Below are 26,382 nucleotides of genomic sequence, written 5' to 3'. Positions count from 1 at the left end.
CCCGCGAAATTAAAAATTCAGGAGTTGCGCGATGGGAGGCACCGCCACGGTCGCCGGCCGTGGTCGCAAACCCAAGCCAACGGCCAAAAAAGCACTCGCCGGAAACCCTGGCAAGCGCGCGCTGAATACAGCCGAGCCGCAGTTTTCCAAGATCACCCAGATCGATCCGCCGGAGTGGTTCACCCCTCGGGCAGCCACCATGTGGAACATGATTGTCCCGGAGCTGCTGCGCGAGAACGTGGTGGCGATCACTGATCTGCACAATGTCGAGGCCTTCTGTAGCGCCTACGACAACTGGCGGCTTGCCCAGGAATCGATCCGGCTGCATGGCATCGTCGTGACCGGCGCCACCGGCGGCCCGATGAAGAACCCCGCACTTACCGCCGCGAACGAAACGATGCGCCAGATGGTGACATTCGGTTCGATGCTGGGCCTGGACCCGGCCAGCCGGACACGACTGATCGGCGGCAACAAGGAGAAAGAAACTAACGAATTTGCCAACCTGCTGAGAACCTGATGACCAAATCTGCCCACCCCAATGTCGACAAGGCAACGGCGTGGGGTCGGTCATTGCTCCGCGGCAAGGTTCCAGCGTGCCGCTACATACATCAGGCGGTGCAGCGCCACTTCGACGACCTGGCGGCCAGCCGCAAGCGCGGTTTCCGTTTCAAGTTCGACGCGGCAAAGGCTGAGAAAAAACTCAAGCTGATGCAGCTGCTCCCGCACACCAAGGGCGAGTGGGCATTCAAACGTCAACTGATCACGCTGGAGCCCTGGCAGTTGTTCGGTCTGGCTGTGACATTTGGCTGGGTCAAGAAGAAGGGCGGTCACCGCCGATTCCGTGAAAGCTACTGGGAAGTGCCCAGGAAGAACGGCAAGTCTGTTGTCGCCGGCGGCGTGGGTATCAGCATGTTCGTTGCTGATGGAGAATTCGGTGCCGAGGTCTATGCCGGTGCCACCACGGAGAAGCAAGCGTGGGAAGTTTTCCGTCCTGCCAAGCTGATGGTCAGCAAGTCGCCGATGCTGATTCAGGCCGCAGGAATCGAGGTCAATGCCTCGAACATGAATATCCCGTCCGACTTCAGCCGGTTCGAGCCATTGATCGGTAACCCGGGCGACGGCGCTTCCCCAAGCTGCGCGATCGTCGACGAATACCACGAACACCCAACGTCGGCCCAGTACGACACCATGCTCACAGGTATGGGCGCCAGGCGGCAGCCACTGATGTTCATCATCACCACTGCCGGTGCCGACATTGAGGGCCCTTGCTACGACAAGCGCCGCCAGGTCGTTGAGATGCTGGCCGGAACGGTTCCAGACGAAGAGTTGTTCGGCTGGATCTGGACGCTCGACGAGGGCGACGACTGGACCGATCCGAAGATGCTGGCCAAGGCCAACCCGAACCACGGCGTCTCGGTGTTTCAGGAGTACCTAGAAAGTCAGCAGGCCAGGGCCATTCGATCTGCGCGCTTTGCAAACACGTTCAAAACGAAGCACCTCAACCTATGGGTGAGTGCAAAATCCGGGTTCTTCAACATGGAGGACTGGAAATCCTGCGAAGACACCACGCTCACCCTGGAACAGTTCGAGGGGCAAGAGTGGATCGCAGGGTTCGACCTGGCACGTAAGCTGGACATGAACTCGCGGGCGCGCCTGTTCTGGCGGGTTATTGATGGAAAGACCCACTACTACAGTGTGGCCCCCAAATTCTGGGTGCCCTATGACACCGCGTTCGACAGCGACAACAAGCGCATGTCGGAAAGGTTTCAGGCTTGGATAAATTCCAAGCATTTGGAAATAACCGACGGCGCCGAGATCGATTATCGCGAGATCCTCGAAGATACCAAGGAAGCCAATCATCAAGCGCCAGTTCGCGAGTGTCCGATCGACCCTCACGGTGCGACCGGCTTGAGCCACGACCTTGACGATGAAGGCTTCAACCCGATCACGATCACACAGAACTACACCAACATGTCAGACCCCATGAAGGAGCTCGAGGCGGCCATTACTGCTGGCCGCTTCCACCATGACGGAAATCCGATCATGACCTGGTGCGTGGCCAACGTGATCGGCAAAAACATGCCGGGCAACGATGACATCGTTCGCCCCATCAAGCAGGGCGATGACAACAAGATCGACGGCGCCGTTGCGCTGATCATGGCCATAGGTAGGGTGCTGGCAAACGCTGGCGAGCCTGATACCAGCGGCTTCTACGAAAACCCAATCATGGTAGGCATTTAATGGCGCGCGAAAAGAAGCCTGGGCGGGTCAGGTCGGCCCTGCAGAGCTGGCTCGGCGTGCCCGTAGGCCTGAATGATAAGGCGTTCTGGCAAGAATGGTTCGGGACTTCCGCGAGTGGCCAGGTTGTCACGGTCGACAAGGCGCTGCAGCTATCGGCTGTGTGGTCGTGCGTGCGGTTGCTGTCGGAGACAGTTTCCACTCTGCCGCTGCGGTTGTATGAGCGTGGCGCGGACGGCGGTCGTATCGCCGCCACGAGCCACCCGCTCTACGACATCCTCACGAAACGTCCGAACGCAGAAATGACGCCGGGTCGCTTCATGCTTATGGTGGTGGCCAGCATCTGCCTGCGCGGTAACGCCTTCGTCGAGAAGAAGCGCATCGGTACACGGATCGTTGCGCTGAACCCGTTGCTTCCGCAGCTTATGACCGTCAAGCGCTTGGATAGCGGGCGCCTGGAGTACAAATACACGCAGGACGGTAAGCCCAGGGTTATTGCCGAAGATGACCTGATGCACATTCGCGGGTTCGGGCTGGATGGTGTCTGCGGCATGCTGCCGGTATCCACGGGCAAAGAGATCATGGGGGCTGCAATTTCAGCCGAAGAGGCGGCGGCCAAGGTTTTCGCCCAGGGCATGCAGGCATCGGGGATATTGAGCAGCGACACCGCTCTCAAGCCCGAGCAGCGCGAGCAGCTTCGAGCCAGCCTGCAGGCTTTCATGGGCTCGAAGAACGCCGGCAAGATCATGGTGGCCGAGGCAGGGTTGAAGTACCAGGGCATCACCATGAACCCCGAGGCGGCTCAGATGCTTGAGTCCCGAGCCTATGGCATTGAGGAGGTTTGCCGGTGGTTTCGGGTGCCCCCGTTCATGGTCGGGCATATGGACAAGCAGAGCAGCTGGGCATCCAGCGTTGAGGGCCAGAACCTCCAGTTCCTCACCAACTGCCTCCGGCCCCTGCTGGAAAACATTGAGCAGGAAATCGGCCGGTGCCTGCTGGACCGTGATGATCGCTATTTCGCCGAGTTCGCCGTCGAAGGCCTGCTCCGCGCCGACAGCCAGGGCAGGGCCAGCTACTACAACATCTGCTTGCAGAATGGATGGATGAGCCGCAATGAGGTCCGTCGTCTGGAGAACCTACCGCCGATTCCCGGTGGCGACGTGTACACCGTGCAATCGAACCTGTTGCCCATCGAGCAGCTTGGCCAGGGGGCGGACAGCGGCGAAAGGGTCAGGTCTGCACTGTCCGACTGGCTAAACCCAACTGAAAAAGGCCGTTCCACCGGCAGCTCTGGAGAATAACCCATGACAATTCGTAGCCTACCGGCAGCTCCGGTGGGTCGCCCGTGCGCGGGTGTTTCCTTCGAACTGATGCCGCAGGCAATGGAGCGTTGGAACTCGACCATCCAGGCTGCTGATGGCGATGCCAAGAACACCATTTCCATGCTCGATGCGATCGGCTTCGATCCTTGGTCCGGTGAAGGCGTTACCGCCAAGCGGATCTCGGCCGCGCTGCGCAGCATGGACGGCGCTGACGTGACGGTGAACATGAACTCCCCAGGCGGGGACATGTTCGAGGGCCTGGCGATCTACAACATTCTCCGGGAGTACAAGGGCCATGTGACGGTGAAGGTGCTCGGCCTAGCCGCCTCTGCTGCCTCAATCATCGCCATGGCCGCCGACGACCTACAGGTCGCGCGCTCTGGTTTCCTAATGATCCACAACGGCTGGACCATCGCCGCCGGAAACCGTCACCAGTTCCGCGAAGTGGCCGACATGATGGAGCCGTTCGACGCGGCCATGGGCGATATCTACGCAGCCCGCACCGGCGGCGACCTCAAGGCTATGCAGGCCCTGATGGATGTCGAGACCTGGATCGGTGGATCCGCGGCGGTGGACCAGGGTTTTGCTGATTCACTGCTTGATTCCGATTCGATCAAGGAGGGCGGGAAGACTCAGGCAAGCCTGGTAGCCGCCCGAAAACTTGATCTGCTGCTTGCCAAGCAGGGCATGCCCCGCAGTGAGCGCAGATCCCTGATTCAAGAAATCAAGTCTGGCACGCCTTGCGCTGCCGGGCCCGGTACGCAAGACGCTGCCGACACGCTGGCCAATCTGGCCGAACCGATAGCCGATCTGGAACGAGCTCTCGCTCGTTTCTCGGCAGCCGCTACCAAATAAAGGAAATTCAATATGTCCGAACAAGCCCAACTGCTTGCGAAAATGAGTGCCGAGCTGGAAAAGGCTTCCAGCGAATTCAGCGCCAAGGCCGAATCAGCCTTGGGCGAGGCCAAGAAGGCCGGCACCTTGTCCGCAGAAACCAAGGCTGTCGTCGATGAGATGGCCCTGAAGTTCAACACCCTTACCGAAGCTGAGAAACAGCTCAAGGCCCAGCTCGGCGAACTGGAGCAGGAGTTCGCCCGAATTCCTACCCAGGCCGCTGCCGCTCAACGCGAAACCCTCGGCGGCACCGTCATCAAAAGCGAAGCTCTGGCCGAGTTCGCAAAGAGCATTCAAGGCAACCGCCGCGTAAGCGTGCCGGTACACGCCGCTTTGCTCAGCACTGGTGTTGCTGAAGGCGTAGTAGAGCCACAGCGCCTGCCAGGTATCGACGTGATGCCGAAGCAGCGACTGTTCATCCGTGATCTGATCGCACCGGGGCGTACCACTTCCCCGGCGATCTTCTGGGTGCAACAGACCGGCTTTACCAACGCCGCACGCGTTGTCGCTGAAAACACCCAGAAACCGTACAGCGACATCCAGTTCAACACCAAGATCACGCCGGTTACCACTATCGCGCACATGTTCAAGGCGTCGAAGCAAATCCTGGATGACTTCGCCCAGCTGCAATCGACCATCGATGCAGAAATGCGCTACGGCCTGAAATACGCCGAAGAGTCGGAGATCTTGTTCGGCGATGGCACTGGTGTGCACCTGCACGGGATCGTTCCGCAGGCCGAAGCTTATTCGGCAGCATTCGAGCCTGACGCGATGACTCAGATCGACCAGCTGCGCCTGGCCATGCTCCAGTCGCAACTGGCACGCTTGCCAGCCAGCGGTCACGTACTCCACTTCACCGACTGGGCGAAGATCGAGCTGACCAAGGACACCCTGGGTCGCTACATCATCGGCAACCCGCTGAGCCTCGCTGGTCCCACTCTGTGGGGCTTGCCAGTTGTCGCGACCGAACTGGCAGCGTTCCTGGGCAAGTTCCTGACCGGCGCCTTCCAAACTGGCGCACAGATCTTCGACCGCGAGGACGCCAACGTGGTGATCTCCACCGAAAACGCCGACGACTTCGAGAAGAACATGATCTCGATCCGTTGCGAGGAGCGTCTGGCGCTGGCTGTTAAGCGTCCGGAAGCGTTCATCTACGGCACCTTCGCCACTCCAACTCCTTGATATAGCGGGGCCGCCCAAGCGGCGGCCCTTCGGAGGTCGAAATGAAATTGAAGACCCTCAAGCCGCTGTATCTCGGTGGCAGAACTTTGGTTGAAGGCACCTCGTTTTTAACCAGTGAGCAGCACGGCCGGCAGCTGCTGCAGAAAGGCTATGCCGAGCCGGCAGAAAGCAAAGATGAGGCTTTGGTCGACCTTACCGAAACCGAGTCCGAGGCCAAACCGCTGACTACCACCGGCGCGCCAGCGGCAAGCAAGACTGCACCCAAGGCAAAGGCCGCCGATAAGAAAAAGGCTGACTGAGCATGAGCGTGATCGATATTGATTTGGCGATGAAACACCTGCGAGCGGAGTCCGAGGACTTGTTTGACGTTCAGTCGAAACTCGATTCGGCGGAAGATGCAGCCGCACAATTTCTGAACCGCCGAATCTATGTTGACGATGCTTCGCTTGCAGCCGCGATGGCCACTGTCGTTGGGCTCCGGTCACAATATCGCTTGAATCTCGGCGCGGCGTTACAGGCAGCTGCTCTGATCGAGAATTACGAAGACCGGTGCATGGCAGAGTTGGATGCACGTTCCCAGCATGAAGAGTCATTGCGCGCCGCCGCGATGATTTCGCGCGGGATCGTGCTAAATAAATCAATCACTGCCGCTTGCCTTCTGACTCTGGGGCACTTGTGGGCGAATAGAGAAGATGCGGTGACGGGTATTAACACTTCCTCGGTCATCGAATTACCCCACGGATCCCGCTCTTTGTTGGTTCCGTATCGGGTGGCACTGGGGGTCTAGATGGCGTACAGAGAGATTGGTGCGGGCGAGCTCAACAAGCACGTTACGCTCCGGCGTCGCGACGACGTTCCGGCCGATGACATGGGGCTGGATCCCCTGTTCTCTGAAGCCAACCCGCGTTGGGCGAAGATCGAACCAGTCGGTTCTGCGGTTTACACCGACAGCGCTCAGACGGAAAACAAAATCACGCACCGCATATTCCTGCGCTTTCGAACAGGAATCACGACTGCTTATGAGGTGGTTCACAAAGACACCCTGTATCGCGTGAAACGTGGTTTCGACATGAACGGCCGCGGGCGGTTCGTCGTGCTCGAGGTGGAGGAACTCGGGCTGTTGAAGCCTGGCGGGGGTATCTATGTCTAACTCGGCCTCGGTTGAGGGTTACCTGCACGTCGAGGGCTTCGATAACTTCGAGCGTGATGCCTTCGATAAGCGAAAGATCCGCGCGGGGATGCGCAAGGTCGGGCTGCTGATCGCTCAGCGCGCCCAGATGAACCTGGTGCTGGGCAAGGGCCAGGACGGGTACCCGGTGAACCGCACAGGTGCGACCGTCGAGTCAGTGAAATTCAAGGTTTCCCGCGCTGGATTTCTGGTCCGTATATCCCCAACCAAAACTTCGGCGATGGAAGATTTCTACCCGGCCTATCTGCACTACGGTGTGAAGAGGGGCCGCAAGCTCGGGAAGCTTGCACCCGGCGCCGGTAAAGGGAAGTCGAACCGCCGAGCCGCAGGCGTGCGTGCCGCTGCCGTTGCCGAACGTGCCGCGGGTGAATGGCGTATCAAGCCGCGTGACAACTATATGGCCGACGCCCTGCAGGACTCGGCATCGCAAGTCCAATCAATCCTTTCCGCTGCATTCGCCGTTGCCCTGGGCTGATCGCAACAACACCGGACAAAAACATGAAGCTGAACCCGCTCGTCGCACATTTGCGGCTGGCTTGCCCGTCCTTTGCTGGTCGGGTGGCCGGTGGCATCGATTGGGATGCGGTCGTCGAGAGCGCGCAGTTGGCTTTACCGGCCGCGTACGTGATTGCAACCGCGGATGCTGCTACCCCGACCAAAGCCCAAAACATGATCATCCAGGACATCACTGATCAGTTCAACGTGGTGATCGTGCTGGATACGACGGATGAGCGCGGCCAGGCTGCCAATGATCTGCTGCACGATATTCGTGCCGAGTTGTGGCGCGCCTTGCTCGGCTACATCCCGTCGCCGGAATACACGCCCATCGAGTATGGCAAGGGCGCGCTGCTGCACATCAGCCGCGCCCGGGTCGTTTACCAGTTCACCTTCTTCTCCGAATTCCAGGTTGGGCGCAATCGTCCTGACCAGCCGGCCGAGACCTGGCAAGAGCTTGAGCTCGACGGGCTCACCGGGTTTACCGGTGTCGACTTCAAAATGGACTGCATCGACCCTGCGGATCCAAACCTGCAATCACCCGGCCCGGATGGGCGTATCGAAGCGCATTTCTCAGGAGACGTAACACCATGACCAAGCGCATCACTGTGGTGCCGGCCAAAGGCCGCTCTGTGCCCGATCCGGAGGCTGGCGACCTGTTGCCTGTTGAAGGCCGGGACGTACCCGACAACGTCTGGTGGCGCCGACGCCAAGCTGACGGCGACGTCAAGTTGAAAGACGTTGAACCCACTACCACCAAAGCTGCAGTCGCGGCGAAAACCGAGGTGGCCAAATAATGCCTATCGGATTCAGCAACATCCCGGCCGATATCCGTGTCCCGCTGTTCTATGCGGAGATGGATAACTCGGCAGCAAACAGCGCCTCGTCGGCCATGCGCCGGCTGATCGTCGGCCAAGTAAACGACAGCGCCGTCGGCGAAAGCATCGGCAAGCTGGTGTTGGTCACCAGTCTCGCCCTGGCCAAGGAAATTGGCGGTCAGGGCTCCATGCTCGCCGCAATGTACGAAGCCTGGCGCAAGACTGATCCGATCGGCGAGATCTGGTGCCTGCCGCTGCAAAACGAAACCGGTGAGGTTGCTTCTGCAACTATCACCATCACCGGCACGTCCACTGAGGCTGGCTTGCTGAACCTGTATGTCGGCGGTGTGCGAGTGCAATCCGTGGTGCCGTCCTCTGCAACACCTACGGCTGCGGCAGCCGCCCTGGCGGTCAAGATTAACGCCTCACCAGATCTGCCGGTGACAGCGGCCGCAGTGGCGGGCGTGGTTACCCTGACCTGCAAGTGGACCGGCGAAAGCGGCAACGACATCAGCATCGCGCTTAATCGCCTGGGCAAATCCAATGGCGAAATGACCCCGGCTGGCATGACGGTTGCGGTCACTCAGATGACCGCAGGCGTCGGCACGCCCGACCAGGTGGACGCAATCGCTGCGCTGGGTGATGAACCCTTCGAGTTCCTGTGCCAGCCCTGGACCGACACGATGTCGCTGAATGCCTGGAAGGATGCGATGGACGACAACGTTGGTCGCTGGAGCTGGGCCAAGCAGCTGTTCGGGCACGTTTACAGCGCGAAGCGCGGAACGATCGGCACGTTGGTCGCCGCCGGGCAGGCTCGTAACGATCCGCACATGACCATCCAAGCTATGGAAGTCGGCGTGCCTAAACCGGTGTGGGTGCAGGCGGCCGCTTTGGCGGCGCGTACTGCCGTTTTCATCTCCGCCGATGCCAGCCGCCCTACCCAAAGCGGCAGCATGCCTGGCATTGATCCTGCTCCGGCAAGTGATCGGTTTACGCTAACCGAGCGGCAGTCGCTGCTGAGCTACGGTTATGCCACTGCGTATTACGAAGGCGGCTACGTGCGCATTCAGCGTTCTGTTACTACCTACCAGAAGAATGCGTTTGGTCAGGACGACGATTCTTACCTCGATAGCGAGACTATGCACCAATCGGCATACATCATCCGGCGGATGCGCGGCGTGGTTACAAGCAAGTACGGGCGCCACAAGATCGCAAACGATGGCACGCGATTTGGAGCCGGACAGCCAATCGCGACGCCGAATACTTTTCGGGCCGAGTTCAATTCCGAGTATGGGAAGCTCGAGTTTGAGGGGCACGTTGAGAATTCCGAGCTTTTTGCCGAGCACCTGGTGGTCGAGCGCGATCCCCAGGATCCGAGTCGAATCAACGTGCTGTTCCCGCCGGACTACATAAACGGTCTGCGCATCTTCGCGATGCTCAACCAATTCCGTCTTCAGTACGACGCCGCGGCGTAACGCTGACCCTGATCACCCGGCCCGCCTTGAGCGGGCTTTTTCATTCCAGAGGAAAAGACCATGGGTCAAAAAGTAGCGGGTACCGCCTACGTAAAAGTGGACGGCACGCAGCTCACTATCACCGGCGGCGCGGAAGCCCCGTTGATGGAAGTGAAGCGGGAGACGGTTTATCCGGGCTTCTACAAGGAAGAAGAACTGGCGCCGTACTTGAAGATGACAGCCATCGTTGAGGAGGGCTTTCCGATCAAGACGCTGGCGAATGGCCGCGACATGACGGTCACCTGCGAATTCAACAACGGCCGCGTCTACGTTCTTTCCGGCGCCTACCTTGTCGATGAGCCATCGTTCAAGGCTGACGACGGCACGGTAGAGCTGCAATTCGACGGCATCAAAGGGAGCTGGCAATGAGTGAATCCGTAAAGCTGCAGGCGCCTATTGAAGCGCATGGCGAGCCCCTGACTGAACTGAACCTGCGCCGCCCGACCGTGCAGGAAGTTCGGGCCATCAAGGCCTTGCCGTACAAGATCGACAAAAACGAAGAGGTCAGCCTCGACATGGACGTCGCCGCGAAATACATCGCGGTGTGCGCCGGCATTCCACCGTCGTCGGTCAACCAGCTCGATCTGGCGGACCTCAATACGCTGAGCTGGCAGGTGGCCGGTTTTTTCATGAGCGCGGCATCAGCACAACCGAGCAGCTGATCGAGGTCGCGTATGACCTCGCGTGGTTCTGGAAAGTTGATCCGGAGCTATTGATGGCCCGGCCACTGGACGTGCTCCTTGAATCGCTGGAGCACGCCCAGCGCATTAACCAATCCCAGCAGGTGCAGTGATGGCGGACAAGTTCCAGCTCAAGGCGTTGATCACCGGCGTCGACAAGCTGTCGCCGACGCTGGCGGGGATCCGCAAGAACGTTGCGGGCTTCACCAAGCAGATGAATAACTCGGGCCTGGGCAAAATCGGGTTCAAGGAAGCTCTGCAGGGCGGAGCTCTGGCGGCCCCGTTCATTGCCGGCGCCCGGGCGGCCATCGAGTTTGAAACCGCCATGGCGGACGTGAAGAAGGTGGTGGACTTCGACACCCCGCAGCAGTTCAAGCAGATGGGGCAGGATGTACTCGACCTGTCGGAAAACATGCCGATGGCGGCAAGCGGCATTGCTGCGATTGTCGCGGCCGGCGGGCAGGCCGGCTTTGCTCGCGGTGAGCTGAAACAATTTGCCGAAGACGCCGTGAAGATGGGCGTTGCCTTTGATCAGACCGCCGAGCAGTCGGGCGACATGATGGCCAAGTGGCGCACGTCGTTCAAACTGACCCAGCCCGAAGTGGTTAAGCTGGCCGACCAGATCAACTACCTGAGCAACGTCGGTCCGTCTTCGGCCGCGCAGATCTCCGACATCGTGACGCGCATCGGCCCGCTTGGCGCAATCGCTGGCCTGGCTTCAGGGCAGATCGCCGCCATGGGGGCCACCCTGGCGGGCGTAGGTGTGCCGAGCGAAGTTGCCGCAACCGGCATGAAGAACTTCATGCTGGCCCTGACGAAGGGGAGTGCTGCCACGAAACAACAGGCCCAGGCCTTTAAGTCTCTGCGCCTCGACGTGACGAAGGTCGCCAAGAGCATGCAGAAGGATGCGCAGGGCACTATCGAGGATGTGCTCGCTCGCATCGCGATGGTCGCCCCGGAGAAGCAGGCCGGCCTCTTGACTCAGCTGTTTGGTTCGGAGTCCGTCACCGCGATCGCCCCATTGCTGACAAACCTCGATCTCCTGAAGAAGAGCTTCCGGGATGTCGCCGAGGGTTCAGGCTATGCCGGATCCATGCAGAAGGAATATGCCGCGCGTTCGGCCACCACTGCCAACGCGATGCAGCTGCTGCAGAACAAAGTGACACGGCTGGGTGTTGAGGTGGGTAGTGCACTGCTGCCACCGTTTAACGACTTCCTGACCATCATCGGCCCCCTGGTTTCCAAGCTTTCCACGCTGGCCGCTCAGCATCCAGGCTTGATCAAAGGCATCGTCGCCGCGGCATTGGCCTACGGCGTGCTCCGCGTGGCGGTGGTGGCCACCACCATGGCGATGACACTGTTCAACGCCGTGACCAAGAAGTCGATTGTCGGCCTGGTTATCCGAGGTATCGCGCTGGCGGCCGGCCTGCTCATTGCAAACTGGGCAACGGTTGCGCCGTTCTTCGAGAAGGTCTGGGCCAAGATCGAAGGCCCGGTGATGCAAGCCTGGGAGTTGTTCAAGAAGTTTGCCGAGTACACGCCGATCGCTCTGATCACGGCGAACTGGGAGCCGCTGACGAAGTTCTTCGGGGCCTTGTGGGATCTGCTGGTGGCTCTGTCGGTTCCTGCCATGGACTTCTTCAAGTTGATATTCGACTGGAGCCCCCTGGGCTTGATCGTCAAGCATTGGGGCCCCATCACCGCCTGGTTCCAATCTTTGTGGGCAAAGCTCAAGCCAATCATTGAGCCGATCATGAAATGGTTCGGCGGTGGGGACGGGGGCGACGGGATCATCCAGACCGCGACCAACAAGGTGAACGCTTTCACGGAGGCCCAGCAGAAACGCAATGCCGGCGCCGGCGGCGGTACTGGTGAGTTTCTCCAGTCCGATGCGGCGTTGGCCGCTCAGTCGCGGCGGGCGGCCAACAACGAAGCGTTTGGCATCGATAACAACCGACTGCTGAGCCGGCCAGGGCAATTGCCGCCTTCTGGCAGCCTGCTGCAGCAAACCGCTGCTACCCAGGCGCAGAAGGTCAACGGCGAGATAAACGTAAACATAAAAGGCGCGCCGCCTGGCACGACCGTCGATCAGCCGCAGGCCAGCCAGACCGGTCTGAAAATAAAGCCCAACGTCGGTACGCGAACCGTTGGCGTCATGAGGGCGCAGTAAATGGCAGAAAGAACGTGGCGTGACGAACTACTGCCGGCCTCGTTCCGGGGGATCAGTTTCTTGATTCCCCAGGCCTCGGTGCCGGTGGGCATGAAAGGCCAGTTGCACGAGTTCCCTCAGCGGGATGAGCCTTACTTCGAACAACTGGGCAAGCAGTCCCAGGTGCACCGGCTTACGGTGTGGATCATCGGCGACGATTGCTTCGAGCGGCGTGACAAGTTCCTCGAGGCAATTCAAACGCCGGGGGCGGGCGAGCTGGTTCACCCTTGGCTGGGTCGAATGCAGGTCAAGGCCGGCGAAGCAGAGTTGACCCACGACTACCAGCAAGGCGGCATGGTCAGCATGCTGGTCACGTTCTATCCGGACACGCCGCTCAAGTTCCCCGTGGCCAGGGTCAATACCCAGCAGCAGGTGGTGAAGGCTTCGGAGAGCATGTGGGATTCGGCGCTAGCGCGTTATAAGGCAGCGATGGCCAAGGTTGATCAGGCAAGGCTGGGCTTGGCTCGGCTGCGCAACAACTTGTCGGCGGTCTACACCGTGATCCAGCGCCAGTTCGCACCGTTCGTGTCCGTCTTCACAAACCTGACCGGGCTGGCACAGTCGATCATGAACGCCCCTGGCTCGCTTTCGGCGCTGTTCTCCAGCTATTTCAGCGACTTCTCAGTTCAGGATTACCTGGGTAATGACTCGAGCTATCGCAACACCGTAGCCACCGCGAGCCAGCAGGCCGAAGCGGTGAGCAGTATTAATGCCGTCAGTACGATCGGCGGTGTCGACTCGGCAGCGGCATCCAAGGCGACGGCCGATCTGGTCCAGGACGCACTGCTCGTTCAGATCGCTCTGATCGTCAGCGAAATGCCGATTGCCTCGCAGCCGGTGTCGACTGATACAACACCATCGGCAGATCAACAGGCCGTCCAGCCGTTCGACAGGCCTGAGGTTCCGGTGGCGGATGATGTGCTCGAGCTGCGCGATGAATTGAACGAGGCGATGCTTGAGGCATCGCTTAAAGCTGACTCCTCTCATTACCTGGTGCTCAATGCCTTGCGGCAGACAATCTTCAAGCACCTGACAGCGGTTGCTGCTTCCGGCGTTCGCATCGTGGAAATTACCCCGCCAGAAACCCTTTCTGCCCTGGTCCTGGCGTACCGGCGCTTCGGCGACGCTACGCGTGAGTCCGAGGTCGTGGAGCGAAACCGCATTCACCACCCAGGGTTTGTGCCCGCACGGCCGATCAAAATAGCCCAGAGGTAACCCGTGGACGAAGATGAAAACACCGTGACGCTCAGCGTCAACGGTTCGGATTACTCTGGCTGGAAATCGGTTGAGATCGCCCCCGGCCTTGAGGATCAGGCCCGGTCGTTCAATTTGAGCGTCACATGGAAGTGGCCAGGGCAGACCATAGGGAGGCCGATCAAAGAGGGGGACAAGTGCCAAATTCGAATCGGGGATGACCTGGTGCTTACTGGATGGGTGTTCGCCTCGCCGATCGATTACGACGACAAACAAATCACCATGTCCATCAGCGGGCGGTCGCTGACCGCCGACCTGGTCGATTGCGCGGCAATCAACGAGCCAGGGCAGTGGAACAATCAAAGCGTCTTGTCGATCGTTTCTGCGCTGGCGGCCCATTACGGGCTGAAGGTGCGCAGCGAGATCCCCGAGGGCGCCAAGCTCTCGGACCACACCATCGAGCCCGGCGAAACGGTTTTCGAGTCCATCGACCGACTGCTCACTCTGTTCAGGGTTTTCTCGACTGACGACGCCACCGGGATGGTGGTGCTGTCCAGGCCGGGAAGCGAAGGGCGAGCGTTCGACGCGCTTGAGGTGGGCAAGAACATCAAGACCGGCAGTGCCGGACTCGACTTCTCCGCGGTGTTCTCAGAGTACCGAGTGCTCGGGCAGAAGAGCGGCACCGATGACGAGTTCGGCGCCGCGGCTGCTGAAGTTTCAGCAACCGTTACTGACCCCCGTGTGGCTCGCCGGCGCGTAATGGTCATCCAGCAGTCCGGCCAGCTCACGACTGAACTGGCCCAGGCACGGGCTCACTGGGAAAGCGTCACGCGCATGGGCAAGGCGCTGACCACCACGTATGAGGTTCAGGGGTGGAGGCAAACAAACGGCCAGCTCTGGAAGCACAACATGCTGGTCCGGGTCATCGACCCGATCATCGGATACGACCGTTGGATGCTCATAGCCCGGGTGACATACATCCTGGGTGAGGGCGGCATGATCACAAAAATGGAAGTCGGCCCACCCGACAGTTACGAGCCGGAACCGAACGACTCGCTGAAAAACCGCAAGCTGAAAAAGGGCGGCAAGGGCGACAACTTCGAATACCTCATTCCAGCAGACTACGAGCCAAAACAATGAGCCTGAAAAGCATGCTGGCCCGCGGCACCGTCGTGCTCGCAAACGCCGGGAAGAAGATGCAGTCGCTTCAAATTCGCCTGACGGCGGGTGAGTTGAAAGACGGTGTCGAGCATTTCGAACCCTACGGCTTCACCAGCAATCCGCTGCCGGGCGCCGAGGTGCTGACGGCGTTCCTGGGTGGTGATCGCTCCCACGCGGTTGTTGTGGTCGCTTCTGACCGCCGCTACCGAATCAGCGAAGTTGCCCCGGGCGAGGTGGTCATCTTCACGGACGAAGGGGACAAGATCCACTTCAAGCGTGGCCAGGTCATCGACATCGAAACCCAAACGCTGAACATCAAGGCCGGTACATCAGTGAATTTTGATACCCCTTTGATCACCCAGTCCGGACGGATCGTTTCTGAGGGCGACCAGGTGGCAGGCGGTGTCAGCCAAATCAACCACCCCCATAGCGAGGTGATGCCCGGCAACGGACAAAGTGGTCCAGCTGTGCCGGAGGCTGAATGATTATTTCAAACACAGTGGAGGCCGGTCTCACGCGCGCGGTGATGATCAGCCTTTTCACATGGCGGCGCGCGGCGACGGATGACCCGATCGATGACGAGGAGCGCTATGGCTGGTGGGGTGATAGCTACCCAGCAACCGCTGACGACAAGATCGGTTCTCGCCTTTGGCTGTTGCGCCGGGTAAAGCTCACTGAGGCTACTCAGCGCGATGCCGAGTTTTACGCCGATGAGGCGCTGCGCTGGTTGATCACCGATGAGCACGTGGTGGGTATCGATATCAGCAGTGAAAAAGTAGGAATTAACCGCCTGAACCTGGTTGTGATCCTGACGATTCTTGGTGGCGCTCGGCTCGAAATCAAACCCTCTTCTTCATGGCAGGTGATCTATGCCGTTTGACACGCCGTCTCTGCCGGTACTCATCAGCCGCACTCAAAGCGATCTTGCCAGCGATGCGCTACGCCGATCTGACGCTCAGGTACTGGCCAGGACCCTCAGCGGCACCGCGTACGGGTTGTACGGATACCTTGACTGGATCGTTGACCAGATCCTGCCCGACCGCGCTGATGAGGAAACCCTTGAGCGCATAGCGATTCTTCGTTTGAGCCAGCCTCGCAATCCGGCGCAGCCCGCTGAAGGCTCGGTCGGATTCACGGCGGCCGCCCTGGCCGTGCTCGATCTTGACGTTGTGCTCCAGGCCGATGACGGCCGAACCTACAAGGTCACTGCCGGCTTAACGACTGCTGCAGGGGTAAACACCACCACGATTGCTGCTGTTGATGCGGGTGTTCTCGGAAATGCCGACGCCGGCCTGACGTTGAGGTTGATCCAGCCAGTGGAGGGCGTGGTGAATACTTTCACCGTGCTCGCTCCAGGGCTCACCGGGGGAATTGCTCAAGAGAGCGTTGAATCCCTGCGCGCTCGCGTTGTTCGGTCTTACCGAGTGATCCCGCATGGCGGATCGAAAGATGACTACGAAACCTGGGCGCTTGAGGTGCCCGGCGTCACGCGAGCATGGTCCCGTGGCAATTACCTTGGGCCAGGCACTGTTGGCTTGTTCGTGATGCGTGACGGTGACACAGATCCAGTGCCAAACCCCACGCAACTGGCTGAGGTGAAGGCCTATATCGAAGCACTGCGGCCAGTTACTGCTGAGCTTTATGTGCTGGCCCCGGTTGAAGTCCCGGTGGTCTATCAGATCCACGCGGTACCCGACACGTCAGCAGTACGCGCCGCTATCCAAGCACAGCTTGTTGACCTTCACGAGCGGGAAGCGGGGCTCGGCGAAACGCTTTTGCTCACCCACATAGCCGAGGCTATCAGTGGGTCTGCCGGCGAAACTGATCATCAGCTTATCGCCCCGTCGGCCAACGTTGTCTCGGCTGCCAACCAGCTTCTGACTTTTGGGGGTATCACATGGCTGTGATCCGAACCGCAGAAGAATACCGTCGCCAGCTGCAAGGGCTGCTGCCGCCAGGCCCCGCGTGGGATGCCGAACTTGTTCCAGAGATCGACTTGGTTTTGTCGGGTGTGGCCCTGGAGTTCTCCCGCCTCGATGCGCGTGCGGTCGCGCTGCTGAATGAAATAGACCCGGCGGGCGTGAGTGAGCTGGTCCCCGACTGGGAAGCAATCATGGGCTTGCCGGACAGCTGCCTTGGCCCGAATCCAGCGTTTGAAGATCGTCGCCTGGCTGTTCGCCGGAGATTGGTCGAGGTCGGCGGGCAGAGCCGCGGCTACTTCATCGAGATCGCGGTAAGCCAGGGACACCCCAACGCATCGATCACCGAGCACAGAGCGCCCCGTATGGGGCGTTCTCGTTTTGGCTCTGCGCATTTCGGCACTTGGAGCGCCCAATTCATGTGGACGCTTAACACCGGAGGCCGGCAGCGGCAGGGTCGGCGCTTCGGTGTCAGCTATTGGGGCGAGCGATTCGGCACCAACCCGGGCAACGCACTGGAATGCCTAATCCGGCGGCCAGCGCCGGCACACACCGTTGTGCATATCAATTACGACTGAGGGGTAAAACCGTGGATTTTCCGAAAAGTGTGCCCAGCGTTGGGTTGGTAGATGGCAAATTTATTGATGAGGACGCAGTCGCCGGCACGCCTGGCTCGCTGATTCCTTCCGCGTGGGGCAATGCGGTTACGCTTGAAGTGCTGAAAGTTATCGAAGACGCTGGGTTGGTCCCCGACGAAGATGACAACACTCAACTGTCTGCGGCAATCCAGGCCTTGGTCGATGCCCAGGCGGTCTCGTTTGCAACGCAGCTGGAGGCTGAGGAGGGCATCAACACAACGAAAGCGATGAGTCCGCTTCGAGTATTCCAGGCGATCGCCAAGGCCGTCGCGCAGGCAACGGAGGCCGAGTTCGGATGGCTCAAGATTGCCACTCAGACGCAGGTCAATGCAGGCACAGATGACGCTGCTGCTATTACAGCAAAAAAGATGGCTGCCGCAGCCCAAGCCCAGGCTCACACAGCTTTTACGACAGCCGGTACAGCTGCCGCTCTGACGCTCACCCCTGCGCCCGCCATTGCATCGTATGCGCCAAATCAGCGGTTTCGCGTGAAGTTCAGCCAGAACAGTACTGGAACTGGAACAATTAACGTATCAGGCAGAGGGGGAAAAGGCCTTAAACAATATGACTCTTCTGGCGCGAAGGTTGCCGCGATTTATGCCGTTGATCAACTTGCCGATATTGAGTACGACGGGACCGATTTTGTTCTTCTTGATCAACTTCCTACGGGGACATTGGTAGGGATCCAAGGATCTGCCAAAAGCCTGACAGGCTCTACGACAGGGCTGAGTGCTGTAGCAACATTCGCCGCTGACGAAATCATGGTTGAAAGTGCGTCCAACTCCTATCAGGTTTTGAGGGCCGTAAGTATTACACCAAGCCTGGCTAATGCCATTGGTGCTAACGGACTTGATGCCGGCAGCGTTGGTGGTGTTGCCTCGACTTGGTACAGCGTCTGGGTTATCTGGAATGGCACCACGACTGCCGGGTTGTTTTCGACCAATGCTACATCGCCAACAATGCCAAGTGGTTACACACACAAGGCGCTCATGGGTTGGGTGCGCACTGACGCTACCGGCAACAAGTATCTGCTTGGTATGACCTGGGCTGGGTCGCGCTGGTCATGGAAAGTAGCAGCCGGCTCAAGCGTGCTCGCAATGCCATTAATGGCTTCCGGATCAGTCGGGAGTATCTCCACGCCAACTTTCATTGCTGTTGCATGGGCTAACTATGCTCCACCAACAGCAAAAAGACTCACGGTTGTTTCAAGTAATGGCTCTGGAACAACTATCGTTGCTCCTAACAACGCTTACGGCGCCTCGACTTCAACTACAAACCCTTCACCAGTACAAAATAGCGCAGGTACCGCACAGCTTTCTTGGCTTGCGGATCTTATCCTTGAATCGAGCAACATTTATTGGGCTTCGAACGCAGGCGGTGCCGGATTGTTCGCGAGCGGGGGTGAAATATGAAAGGTTTTGCAGTAAACAAAGAGACCGGCGGGTGGGTTCCTGTAGAAAACAAAAAGGATGTTCCTGAAGGATTTGTCTTCTCGGAGGTTCAGCCAGGGCAGTGCTCGGAAAGAAATGAAGACATCGACCGCAAGCGCAGGCTCGCGTATGCAGATCCGGTCACGGGCTCAGACCGCTACCTGGCTGAAGCCATGAGCGAGCGCGCAGCAGGCAACGAAGATGCAGCCCTTGCTGCAGAAGCCGCCCTGACTGCTCGCAAAGAAGAGATTCGCAAGGAACTCCCATGGCTGAACTAAAGATCGTTGCCGAGATAGCTGGTGACGCTGGCGACCTGACCGTCACTATTGGCACTGAGACCAAGACACTGGCCGAGTGGGTCGCCTCGATTGGAATCGTGACGCCAGCCACCCCGACCGTTCCATTTGTCGAGCACGTGGATAGCTACGGTGCAAAGCCGCCGGCTCTTGTGGACTTTAGCGACACCATGCAGAACGGGGCGGCGGCCTCCGGCAAGATCCAGTTGCGTGGGTCGGCTGCCGCCATCGTCTCCGGCGGCCTGCTTAGCGTCGTCGCCCCGTACACCGAGGCAGGCAATACAGCGTGCATCCCGCGCTACTTTGCCGAGGGGCGCCTTACGTTCCGCGTAAAACGTGGCGCCTTTATGCTGGGCTACCACGTCAACATGGATGGCAATGGCTGGCAGCTTTGGAGTGCGACCGGGGGGGCTCTTGAGCTGGGATACATCAGCACCGGGGGTTCAACTATTTACAGTGCGATGACCCCGACCGTGGCGTTGCCTGGGGCGGTTGGCGACCTGATCAACGTAGAGGTCGAGACCGGGCCGGTAGCGCCAGGCGCGCCTTACGCCGTGCGTGTGTGGGCCGATGGCGCGCCCCGACCTACTAGCCCCAGCGGATCGGGAACCTACCCGGCCGATAGCGCGGGCGGCAGCTATCCGCTCGCCGAGGGCTACGCCCGCATCGCCAGCTTCGGCGCCACGCCCGTAGTGGTGAAGTCGGTACTGTACGAAGACGCCGCTCCAGTCGTAGCGCAGTCGGCGTTTATTGGCCGCTGGAAGCCGACCTACGAAGGCGGCGTAATCGGCCACGGTAGCACGCGCCAGGGATCTTCATTGCGATTCAAGGTTAGCGGTGCGACTGCTGTATCGATCCGGATGGCGCGATCGGGCGCGAGTACACAGGATCCGGTAATGGCGGTTCGCCTGAATGGCGGCCCCTGGTCGTACGTGCCGATCAGCGTGGCGGGGGTTTCGACTTACCCACTGGCTTCCGGTCTTTCCCCTGCCAGCGCCCACACATTGGAGGTGGCCGTGGCCGGTACACATGAGTCCGACCCAAAATGGCGCCGCGACTGCGGCCTCAACGTGATCAAGATCTTGGCTGGCGCTGGCCAAGTTGCGCCATGGGCGGACAACCGGCCCGCGCTTCTATTCATCGGCGACAGCATCGTTGAGGGTATTTGCGCCAAGGGCACGCCATCGCTGCCGGCCAACAGCTGCGGTGAGCGAGTATTTGGGCGCCTGATCGCTGAGTCTTTGGGCTGGCAACCCGTCATCAATGGCTTTGGCGGGACTGGCTTGGCTGTAGCTGGTAGTGGTGGGTTCCCAGACGCGCCTACATCGGTGTTCAATTACCAGCATGATCGCCCTGTCCGGCAGGAGCACGTCCAGGCTGCCTACATCCAGATCGGCACGAACGATACGGCTACAGCGTCTACATGGCAGGCGCTGTTGGTCACCTTGGTGTGCCGCATCAAGCAGCGCTACCCTGGCGTAGTCGTCTTCTTGGCACGGCCTTTCAACGGGAAGTACGAGGCCCAGGTAATTGCAGCGGCTACCGCTACGGGTTCGACTTACCTCGATACCACAGGGATGACGGTTGCCGCTGACTTCACGGACGGCACTCACCTGACTGAGGCAGGCCATGCGAAGGTGGCCATACCGCTTGCTGCACTCATGGCTCCGGCTATTCAGGCTTAGGCCTGGTGCGCATCAATCCAAATGATTAAACGCCAGAAACCTGTAAAATCGGTGCGACATTGGTCACGGATGAGATTTAGGTCATGCCGGTTTGTAGGTTGTTTTCACCAAGTATCCAGAGGCTTATCGCGCTCTCAATACTCCTTTCAGCTGTTCAAGTTTCACGCGCCGAGTCTGGAGTCCTTGAACGAGACGATATTTGCTCAACGGCGGAAGTCGTTGCCAAAAAAGTTTCCGCTTGCGCCGGAGCTTATTACTCTGGCCGTTGGTTTCCAGTAGATCGGCAAGGTTCTATGCAGCTGACTACTACGCATGGTGGAAGCGCATTTAGGCTGTCGGTGTCGAAGTCATCTGATGTGTATGTTGATATAGCAATAAGCGACGTTACTGAAGTATCGCCAAGAATTGCAGTTTATATATCTGAAAATGGTGGAGAGCTTAAGCGGTCCGAGTTTATAGATTTGGAGTTGATTGACTCGATAGCCTCTTACAAGATCGCTAAAAGTCTCTCACCTTCATCCACTTACAACATTGAAGTCCGAGTTGTTGGCGTATCAGAGTTTGAGGATCGCTGGGATAATGGCGGGGCGATCAGTGTTGCGAGTGTAAGGCCGTCCCCTGGCGGGCTGGTTGCACCTTGGGTTGACGACAGGGCGAAGGTTCTGTTTATCGGTGACAGCATCGTAGAAGGCGTTGCGGCCAAAAAGGAACAAGGCTCCATCACCCGCAATAGCGCTGGCGACGAGGCGTTTGGAACCATTGCTGCGCAGCTGCTAGATATGTCCGTGATCAACAACGGATATGGCGGCGTAGGGTTACTTGTCCCGGGTAGTGGTGGATGGCCTGCCGTTCCAGAAAGCACCGGGTTCTATATGCGCGGACTACATGTTACTGGTGAGTCACCAAAAGTCATTGTTGCCATGCTCGGGACTAATGATAAGGTGACAGATGAAGAATTCGAGTCTTCCTATGTTCTCTATATGAACCAGCTTAAGCGTGAATATCCTGACTCGAAAGTCATGGCAATGGTGCCATTCTCTCAGAGATATTCATCCGCTATATCGTCCGCATCAAAGAAGTCTGGAGTTCCGCTTATAGAGACATCTGGCTGGGGAGTGTCCACTACTGATGGTGTTCACCCAGACACAAGTTCAAGCGGTCATAGACTTGCCGGGGAAAAAACAGCAGAGGCAATAAATAAAATACTAGGCGTTTAGTGTATTCACCGCCGCCAAAAACCAAAGGCCCGCCATGAGCGGGCTTTTTTACGTCTGGAGGAAATCATGAACGAAACCGATAAAGACAGGGACATCCTCGCGCGCACACTTTGGGGCGAGGCGCGTGGCGAAGGCCTGGCAGGTCAGGTTGCCGTGGCCTGGACGATCCGCAACCGCGTGCTGGACGGTAAAGCGAAGTCATGGTGGGGCGAAGGCTACGCCGGCGTGTGCCTGAAGCCATGGCAGTTCAGCTGCTGGAATGAGAATGACCCGAACTACGCCTACCTCAGCGGCGCCAAACCGATTCCGGCCGCGCAGTTCGCCCAAGCGCAGAAAGCTGCTGACCAAGTGATGTCCGGCGCAGTGCCCGATCCAACCAGCGGCGCCACCCACTACTACGCCACCACCATGCCCAAGCCTCCAGTCTGGGCCGCAAAGGCAAAACAGACCCTTCGACTTGGTCATCATGTGTTCTTCAGGGATGTGCCGTAATCGAGCTGCGGGCGTGCCAAGCTTATGTTAGGGCTGTGGCCCCCTGAGTACGGTCATTTCCAGCAGCAGTCGCTGGTTCTCCCTGGACAGGTAGTCGCGCTGGCTGGCGACTATTTCAAGGCTGTTGATCTTCCTGCCCAGTTCCGAGTTTTCAAGGTTGATCCTGGCGATATTGTCGAGCGCCTTCTTTAGCTCATCTTCTATATCGGCTTTGACGGTGACCAGGTCATCGTTCATCTGGATCAACCCATGGATGTTCTCGCGGGCCGCGCGCAGATCTTTGCGCAGGTCGGCAATCTCGTCTTCAAGCATTGCGCACTGGTGCTGGTACATTTCCAGTGGCGTAGGGCATCCGAGCCACTGACAGGTGTCTTCATCGATGTTCATGTTGGTGCGCTCAAGTGCTGTATGTGCGTACAGTAGTTGAGGTGATACAGATTTGGGAGTGGTGTTCGTCGGCAGGACGCCGGTGGTGGGATTTCGTCGTTGAACTTCTTCCCCAAAACGCAACCGTTTGGACCAATGTTTATTGGGTTTAGAAGAGTCGCAAAAGAGGGTGTTTTTGGAGCGTGTTTTCAGGCTCAAGGCCTTGATATTAAAGGCCTTGAGCGTTTCTTATTCGGCATCCCAGGCTTTGATACCGAAAAGGTGCAACGTTTTGCTTGAAGCGGTCAAGGAATTGCCCCCCCTGCTTTACTGATGCAAGTGCCAATGAAAATGTAAGGTCACGGATTATGCCACGCCCAGAGATTTTGGGTGCCGCTCGTCAGCAGCGTGCGACTTTTGTGCAAAAGCCAGCGCGCAGCATAGGCCGGTAAGATAGCCGGGTAATATGGCACTTCAACGGCCAGTTGTTGCCTGATGTGTGTCGTTGCAAGCCGATCGTCCGGGAAACCCGCGTTATGCAAACCGCCTACACCGTTCTTATCCTGCTGATGCTGGTCAGCGTTTCGCGTCTGGTCGGGCGTGTCATCCCTCTGCCGTTACCCCTGGTGCAGATTGCCGCCGGCGCCTTGCTGGCCTGGCCCACGCTGGGGCTGCACGTGGCGCTGGACCCGGAGTTGTTCCTGTTTCTGTTCCTGCCACCGCTGCTGTTCTCCGATGGCTGGCGCATGCCCAAGCGCGAATTGTGGCGCCTGCGTGGGCCGATCCTGACGCTGGCCGTCGGGTTGGTGCTGTTCACCGTGGTCGGTGCTGGCTACTTCATTCATTGGCTATTGCCGACGATCCCGCTGCCGGTGGCCTTCGCCCTCGCGGCCGTGTTGTCGCCGACAGATGCCGTGGCCGTGTCGGCAATTGCCCAGAACCGCTTGCCGACGCCGCTGATGCATATGCTTCAGGGCGAAGCGTTGATGAATGACGCCTCGGGCCTGGTGACCTTCAAGTTCGCCTTGGCGGCCGCGTTGACCGGTGTGTTCTCGTTGGCCGATGCCAGCCTGACCTTTGTCTTGGTGGCCTTGGGCGGCCTGGCGGTGGGGGTGGCGCTGAGTTGGCTGGTCGGCCGCCTGCGTGCCTGGATGATTGCCCGGGGCTGGGACGACCCGGCAACGCATGTGGTGTTCATGTTGCTGTTGCCGTTTGCGGCCTACGTGTTGGCCGAACGGCTCGGCGCCTCGGGCATCTTGTCGGCGGTCGCGGCGGGCATGATGCAAAGCTGGCTCGACCTGCTGCCTCGCCAGACCAGTACGCGCCTGCTCAATCGCAGTGTCTGGTCATTGCTGGAATTTGCCTTCAATGGCCTGATCTTCCTGCTGCTGGGCCTGCAATTGCCGGACATCATCAAGGCCGTGGCCAGTCATGAGCCGACGCTGTGGCCCACCTTGTTGTATCGCGGCCTGGATGTGATTGCTATTTTCCTGGTGTTGGTGGTGCTGCGTTTTATCTGGGTGCAGAGCATCTGGCGCCTATCGGGTTTGCTTCGGCGACTGCGTGGGAAAAGTGAGTTGACCCTGGTGCCCACTGCGCGTTCCTGCTGGCTGTTGACCGTGGGCGGTGTGCGCGGTGCGGTGACCCTGGCCGGTGTAATGTCGGTGCCATTGCTGCTGGTGCCAGGCCAGGATTTCCCCGAGCGCGACCTGCTGATCTTTATCGCGGCCGGTGTGATCCTGCTGTCACTGATCGCTGCCTGCATCGCCCTGCCGCTGCTCTTGCGGGGCGTTGAAAAGAGTCCGGATGAAAAGCGCCATAACGAAGTGCGCGAGGCCTGGAAAAAAACCGCCGTGGCAGCGATTCACGCACTGGAGGCGGAAGAGCCCTTAGACTCGGAAACGTCCGACGCCGCCCAGGCGGCGCTGGCTACGGAGCTAAAGGCACGGTTGATGTCGGAATACCGCCATCAGTTGGAAGTGTTCAACGACTCGGCCGAAGCCCAGGCGCTCGCGATGCAGATGGACCTGCTTGAGCGAAAACTGCGGCTCAAGGCCCTGCGTGCGCAACGCTTGGAGTTGTACAGCTTGAGCCGTCATCACCAAATTGGTGATGACGTTTTGAGGGAAGTGTTGGCGGAGCTGGATATGAGTGAGGCGAATCTGGGCCAGATGAAATGACCCGGTTGCCTATCGACGACGCTGAATGAAGTCCCGAATACGCTCAGCCGCTTCCACACATTCGGCCAGCGGCGCAACCAACGCCAGGCGTACGCGCCCGGCGCCGGGGTTCACGCCATCCACTTCCCGGGAGAGGTACGAACCCGGCACCACGGTCACGTGTTCCTCCACGAACAAATCGCGGCAGAACGCGGCATCATCGCCTTGCACATTCGGCCACAGGTAGAAGCCGCCGTCCGGGGCCTGTACGTCCAGCACCGGCTTGAGGATTGCCAGCACGGCATCAAACTTCTCGCGGTACAGGTCGCGGTTGGCCTGCACATGGGCCTCGTCCTGCCAGGCCGCGATGCTTGCCAGCTGGGTTTGCACTGGCATCGCACAGCCATGGTAAGTGCGGTACAGCAGGAAACCCTTGAGGATCTCGGCGTCGCCAGCAACAAAACCGGAGCGCAGGCCTGGCAGGTTGGAGCGCTTGGACAGGCTGTGGAACACCACGCAACGCTTGAAGTCCTGGCGGCCCAGCTCGACGCACGCGCTGAGCAGGCCCGGTGGCGGGGTTTGTTCGTCGAAGTACAGTTCGCTGTAGCACTCGTCGGCGGCGATAACGAAGTCATATTCGTCGGCCAGGGCGATGAGTTTTTTCAGGGTGTCGACCGGGATCAGTGCACCGGTCGGGTTGCCGGGGGAGCACAGGAACAGGATCTGGCAGCGTTTCCAGATGTCTGGCGATACCGCGTCGAAATCCGGGTTGAAGCCGTTTTCATCCAGGCATGGCAGGTAGTGCGGCTTGGCCCCGGCCAGGAACGCGGCGCCTTCGTAGATCTGGTAGAAGGGGTTCGGGCTGACCACCAGTGCGTCATCGCCCCGGTTGACCACGGTCTGGGTGAAGGCGAACAACGCTTCACGGGTGCCGTTGACCGGCAGGATAGTGCGCGCCGGATCCAGCCAGCCCTTGGGGACGTCGAAGCGGCGTTCGCACCAGCCACCGATGGCCTCGCGCAAGGCCGGGATGCCCAGGGTGGTGGGGTAGACCGCCATCTGGTCGAGGTTGTTAGCCAGGGCATCGGCAACGAACTGCGGCGATTTGTGCTTGGGTTCGCCGATGGACAAAGCGATCGGGCGCTTGTCCGGGTTCGGCGTGACGCTGCCCAGCAGGGCGCGCAGCTTTTCGAACGGGTAGGGCTGGAGCTGGTTCAGGGCGTTGTTCATCGGTGGATCTCGTGCAAGGCGTTAAAAACTGGGAGGGAGCGGTGGGCCGCTCCT

30 protein-coding genes are annotated in these 26,382 nt (G+C 59.3%); 28 read left to right on the top strand and 2 right to left on the bottom strand.

Features of this window, described 5'->3' with window-relative positions; genetic code table 11:
* The first annotated feature begins 31 nt into the window (after positions 1-31).
* The 26 genes from Q8X51_RS02835 to Q8X51_RS02710 all read left to right on the top strand — a co-directional run bounded on the left by Q8X51_RS02835 (position 32) and on the right by Q8X51_RS02710 (position 22,573).
* Positions 32-517 (top strand): phage terminase small subunit P27 family, encoded by a 486-nt coding sequence (locus tag Q8X51_RS02835; protein ID WP_187681749.1) that lies wholly within the window; start codon positions 32-34, stop codon positions 515-517.
* Positions 517-2,241 (top strand): terminase large subunit, encoded by a 1,725-nt coding sequence (locus Q8X51_RS02830; protein WP_407693240.1) that lies wholly within the window; start codon positions 517-519, stop codon positions 2,239-2,241. Before Q8X51_RS02835 ends, Q8X51_RS02830 begins: the two co-directional genes overlap by 1 nt.
* The gene (locus Q8X51_RS02825) at positions 2,241-3,539 is read left to right on the top strand and encodes a phage portal protein (RefSeq protein WP_305387648.1); all 1,299 of its coding nucleotides are present in this window, start codon (positions 2,241-2,243) and stop codon (positions 3,537-3,539) included. The genes Q8X51_RS02830 and Q8X51_RS02825 overlap by 1 nt, the downstream gene beginning before the upstream one ends.
* A gap of 3 nt (positions 3,540-3,542) precedes the next feature.
* Positions 3,543-4,415 (top strand): head maturation protease, ClpP-related, encoded by an 873-nt coding sequence (locus Q8X51_RS02820; protein WP_407693241.1) that lies wholly within the window; start codon positions 3,543-3,545, stop codon positions 4,413-4,415.
* Positions 4,416-4,427: 12 nt separating this feature from the next.
* Positions 4,428-5,636, top strand: a complete 1,209-nt coding sequence (locus Q8X51_RS02815; protein WP_186753090.1) for a phage major capsid protein — start codon at positions 4,428-4,430, stop codon at positions 5,634-5,636.
* A 41-nt stretch (positions 5,637-5,677) separates the two neighbouring features.
* Complete coding sequence (locus Q8X51_RS02810) at positions 5,678-5,935, top strand: DUF7210 family protein (protein ID WP_122554901.1); 258 nt, start codon at positions 5,678-5,680, stop codon at positions 5,933-5,935.
* A gap of 2 nt (positions 5,936-5,937) precedes the next feature.
* The gene (locus Q8X51_RS02805) at positions 5,938-6,423 is read left to right on the top strand and encodes a head-tail connector protein (protein ID WP_407693242.1); all 486 of its coding nucleotides are present in this window, start codon (positions 5,938-5,940) and stop codon (positions 6,421-6,423) included.
* Entirely contained in the window at positions 6,424-6,786 is a 363-nt protein-coding gene (locus Q8X51_RS02800; RefSeq protein ID WP_407693243.1) for a phage head closure protein, read from the top strand.
* Positions 6,779-7,300, top strand: a complete 522-nt coding sequence (locus Q8X51_RS02795; protein WP_407693244.1) for a hypothetical protein — start codon at positions 6,779-6,781, stop codon at positions 7,298-7,300. Before Q8X51_RS02800 ends, Q8X51_RS02795 begins: the two co-directional genes overlap by 8 nt.
* A 23-nt stretch (positions 7,301-7,323) precedes the next feature.
* Positions 7,324-7,914, top strand: coding sequence for a phage tail terminator protein (locus tag Q8X51_RS02790; protein WP_407693245.1), 591 nt, complete (start codon positions 7,324-7,326; stop codon positions 7,912-7,914).
* Entirely contained in the window at positions 7,911-8,117 is a 207-nt protein-coding gene (locus tag Q8X51_RS02785) for a DUF2635 domain-containing protein (RefSeq protein WP_065948813.1), read from the top strand. The genes Q8X51_RS02790 and Q8X51_RS02785 overlap by 4 nt, the downstream gene beginning before the upstream one ends.
* Positions 8,117-9,613: a phage tail sheath subtilisin-like domain-containing protein gene (locus tag Q8X51_RS02780; protein ID WP_407693246.1), complete on the top strand. Its 1,497-nt coding sequence runs from the start codon at positions 8,117-8,119 to the stop codon at positions 9,611-9,613. Before Q8X51_RS02785 ends, Q8X51_RS02780 begins: the two co-directional genes overlap by 1 nt.
* A 60-nt stretch (positions 9,614-9,673) precedes the next feature.
* Positions 9,674-10,021, top strand: a complete 348-nt coding sequence (locus Q8X51_RS02775) for a phage tail tube protein (RefSeq protein WP_146476558.1) — start codon at positions 9,674-9,676, stop codon at positions 10,019-10,021.
* Complete coding sequence (locus tag Q8X51_RS02770; protein WP_407693247.1) at positions 10,018-10,314, top strand: phage tail assembly protein; 297 nt, start codon at positions 10,018-10,020, stop codon at positions 10,312-10,314. The genes Q8X51_RS02775 and Q8X51_RS02770 overlap by 4 nt, the downstream gene beginning before the upstream one ends.
* Before the next feature lie 130 nt (positions 10,315-10,444).
* A complete protein-coding gene (locus Q8X51_RS02765; RefSeq protein WP_407693248.1) occupies positions 10,445-12,502 on the top strand; it encodes a phage tail tape measure protein in 2,058 nt (685 codons plus the stop codon).
* Positions 12,503-13,756, top strand: coding sequence for a DNA circularization protein (locus tag Q8X51_RS02760; RefSeq protein WP_407693249.1), 1,254 nt, complete (start codon positions 12,503-12,505; stop codon positions 13,754-13,756).
* Between the two features lie 3 nt (positions 13,757-13,759).
* A complete protein-coding gene (locus Q8X51_RS02755; protein WP_407693250.1) occupies positions 13,760-14,875 on the top strand; it encodes a phage baseplate assembly protein in 1,116 nt (371 codons plus the stop codon).
* Positions 14,872-15,381 (top strand): phage baseplate assembly protein V, encoded by a 510-nt coding sequence (locus tag Q8X51_RS02750; RefSeq protein WP_407693251.1) that lies wholly within the window; start codon positions 14,872-14,874, stop codon positions 15,379-15,381. The genes Q8X51_RS02755 and Q8X51_RS02750 overlap by 4 nt, the downstream gene beginning before the upstream one ends.
* On the top strand, positions 15,378-15,776 hold the full coding sequence (locus tag Q8X51_RS02745; RefSeq protein ID WP_407693252.1) for a phage GP46 family protein: 399 nt from the start codon (positions 15,378-15,380) through the stop codon (positions 15,774-15,776). Before Q8X51_RS02750 ends, Q8X51_RS02745 begins: the two co-directional genes overlap by 4 nt.
* Positions 15,766-16,803 (top strand): baseplate J/gp47 family protein, encoded by a 1,038-nt coding sequence (locus Q8X51_RS02740; protein WP_407693253.1) that lies wholly within the window; start codon positions 15,766-15,768, stop codon positions 16,801-16,803. Before Q8X51_RS02745 ends, Q8X51_RS02740 begins: the two co-directional genes overlap by 11 nt.
* Entirely contained in the window at positions 16,794-17,393 is a 600-nt protein-coding gene (locus Q8X51_RS02735; protein WP_407693254.1) for a YmfQ family protein, read from the top strand. Before Q8X51_RS02740 ends, Q8X51_RS02735 begins: the two co-directional genes overlap by 10 nt.
* 11 nt (positions 17,394-17,404) lie before the next feature.
* Positions 17,405-18,865, top strand: a complete 1,461-nt coding sequence (locus Q8X51_RS02730; protein ID WP_407693255.1) for a hypothetical protein — start codon at positions 17,405-17,407, stop codon at positions 18,863-18,865.
* Positions 18,862-19,161, top strand: coding sequence for a hypothetical protein (locus Q8X51_RS02725; protein ID WP_407693256.1), 300 nt, complete (start codon positions 18,862-18,864; stop codon positions 19,159-19,161). Before Q8X51_RS02730 ends, Q8X51_RS02725 begins: the two co-directional genes overlap by 4 nt.
* A complete protein-coding gene (locus tag Q8X51_RS02720; RefSeq protein WP_407693257.1) occupies positions 19,149-20,864 on the top strand; it encodes an SGNH/GDSL hydrolase family protein in 1,716 nt (571 codons plus the stop codon). The genes Q8X51_RS02725 and Q8X51_RS02720 overlap by 13 nt, the downstream gene beginning before the upstream one ends.
* A 338-nt stretch (positions 20,865-21,202) precedes the next feature.
* On the top strand, positions 21,203-22,081 hold the full coding sequence (locus tag Q8X51_RS02715) for a GDSL-type esterase/lipase family protein (protein WP_407693258.1): 879 nt from the start codon (positions 21,203-21,205) through the stop codon (positions 22,079-22,081).
* A gap of 66 nt (positions 22,082-22,147) precedes the next feature.
* Positions 22,148-22,573: a cell wall hydrolase gene (locus tag Q8X51_RS02710; RefSeq protein WP_407693259.1), complete on the top strand. Its 426-nt coding sequence runs from the start codon at positions 22,148-22,150 to the stop codon at positions 22,571-22,573.
* Between the two features lie 27 nt (positions 22,574-22,600).
* On the opposite strand, the gene Q8X51_RS02705 is transcribed toward Q8X51_RS02710, so the two are convergent.
* Positions 22,601-22,960: a hypothetical protein gene (locus Q8X51_RS02705; RefSeq protein WP_407693260.1), complete on the bottom strand. Its 360-nt coding sequence runs from the start codon at positions 22,958-22,960 to the stop codon at positions 22,601-22,603.
* 99 nt (positions 22,961-23,059) lie between these two features.
* Between Q8X51_RS02705 and Q8X51_RS02700 the strand changes: the two genes are divergently transcribed.
* Positions 23,060-23,239: a hypothetical protein gene (locus tag Q8X51_RS02700; RefSeq protein ID WP_407693261.1), complete on the top strand. Its 180-nt coding sequence runs from the start codon at positions 23,060-23,062 to the stop codon at positions 23,237-23,239.
* 236 nt (positions 23,240-23,475) lie between these two features.
* A complete protein-coding gene (locus tag Q8X51_RS02695) occupies positions 23,476-25,119 on the top strand; it encodes a Na+/H+ antiporter (RefSeq protein ID WP_407693262.1) in 1,644 nt (547 codons plus the stop codon).
* Between the two features lie 9 nt (positions 25,120-25,128).
* Here Q8X51_RS02695 and dapC read toward each other — a convergent pair whose 3' ends face one another.
* Positions 25,129-26,328: a succinyldiaminopimelate transaminase gene (dapC, locus tag Q8X51_RS02690; RefSeq protein WP_065926461.1), complete on the bottom strand. Its 1,200-nt coding sequence runs from the start codon at positions 26,326-26,328 to the stop codon at positions 25,129-25,131.
* Positions 26,329-26,382: the final 54 nt, after the last annotated feature.

It is taken from the genome of Pseudomonas sp. Yb2C2, assembly GCF_052112325.1.
In the GTDB taxonomy this organism is placed as follows: Bacteria; Pseudomonadota; Gammaproteobacteria; order Pseudomonadales; family Pseudomonadaceae; genus Aquipseudomonas; species Aquipseudomonas marginalis.
This window is presented reverse-complemented; position numbering and strand designations above follow the sequence as displayed.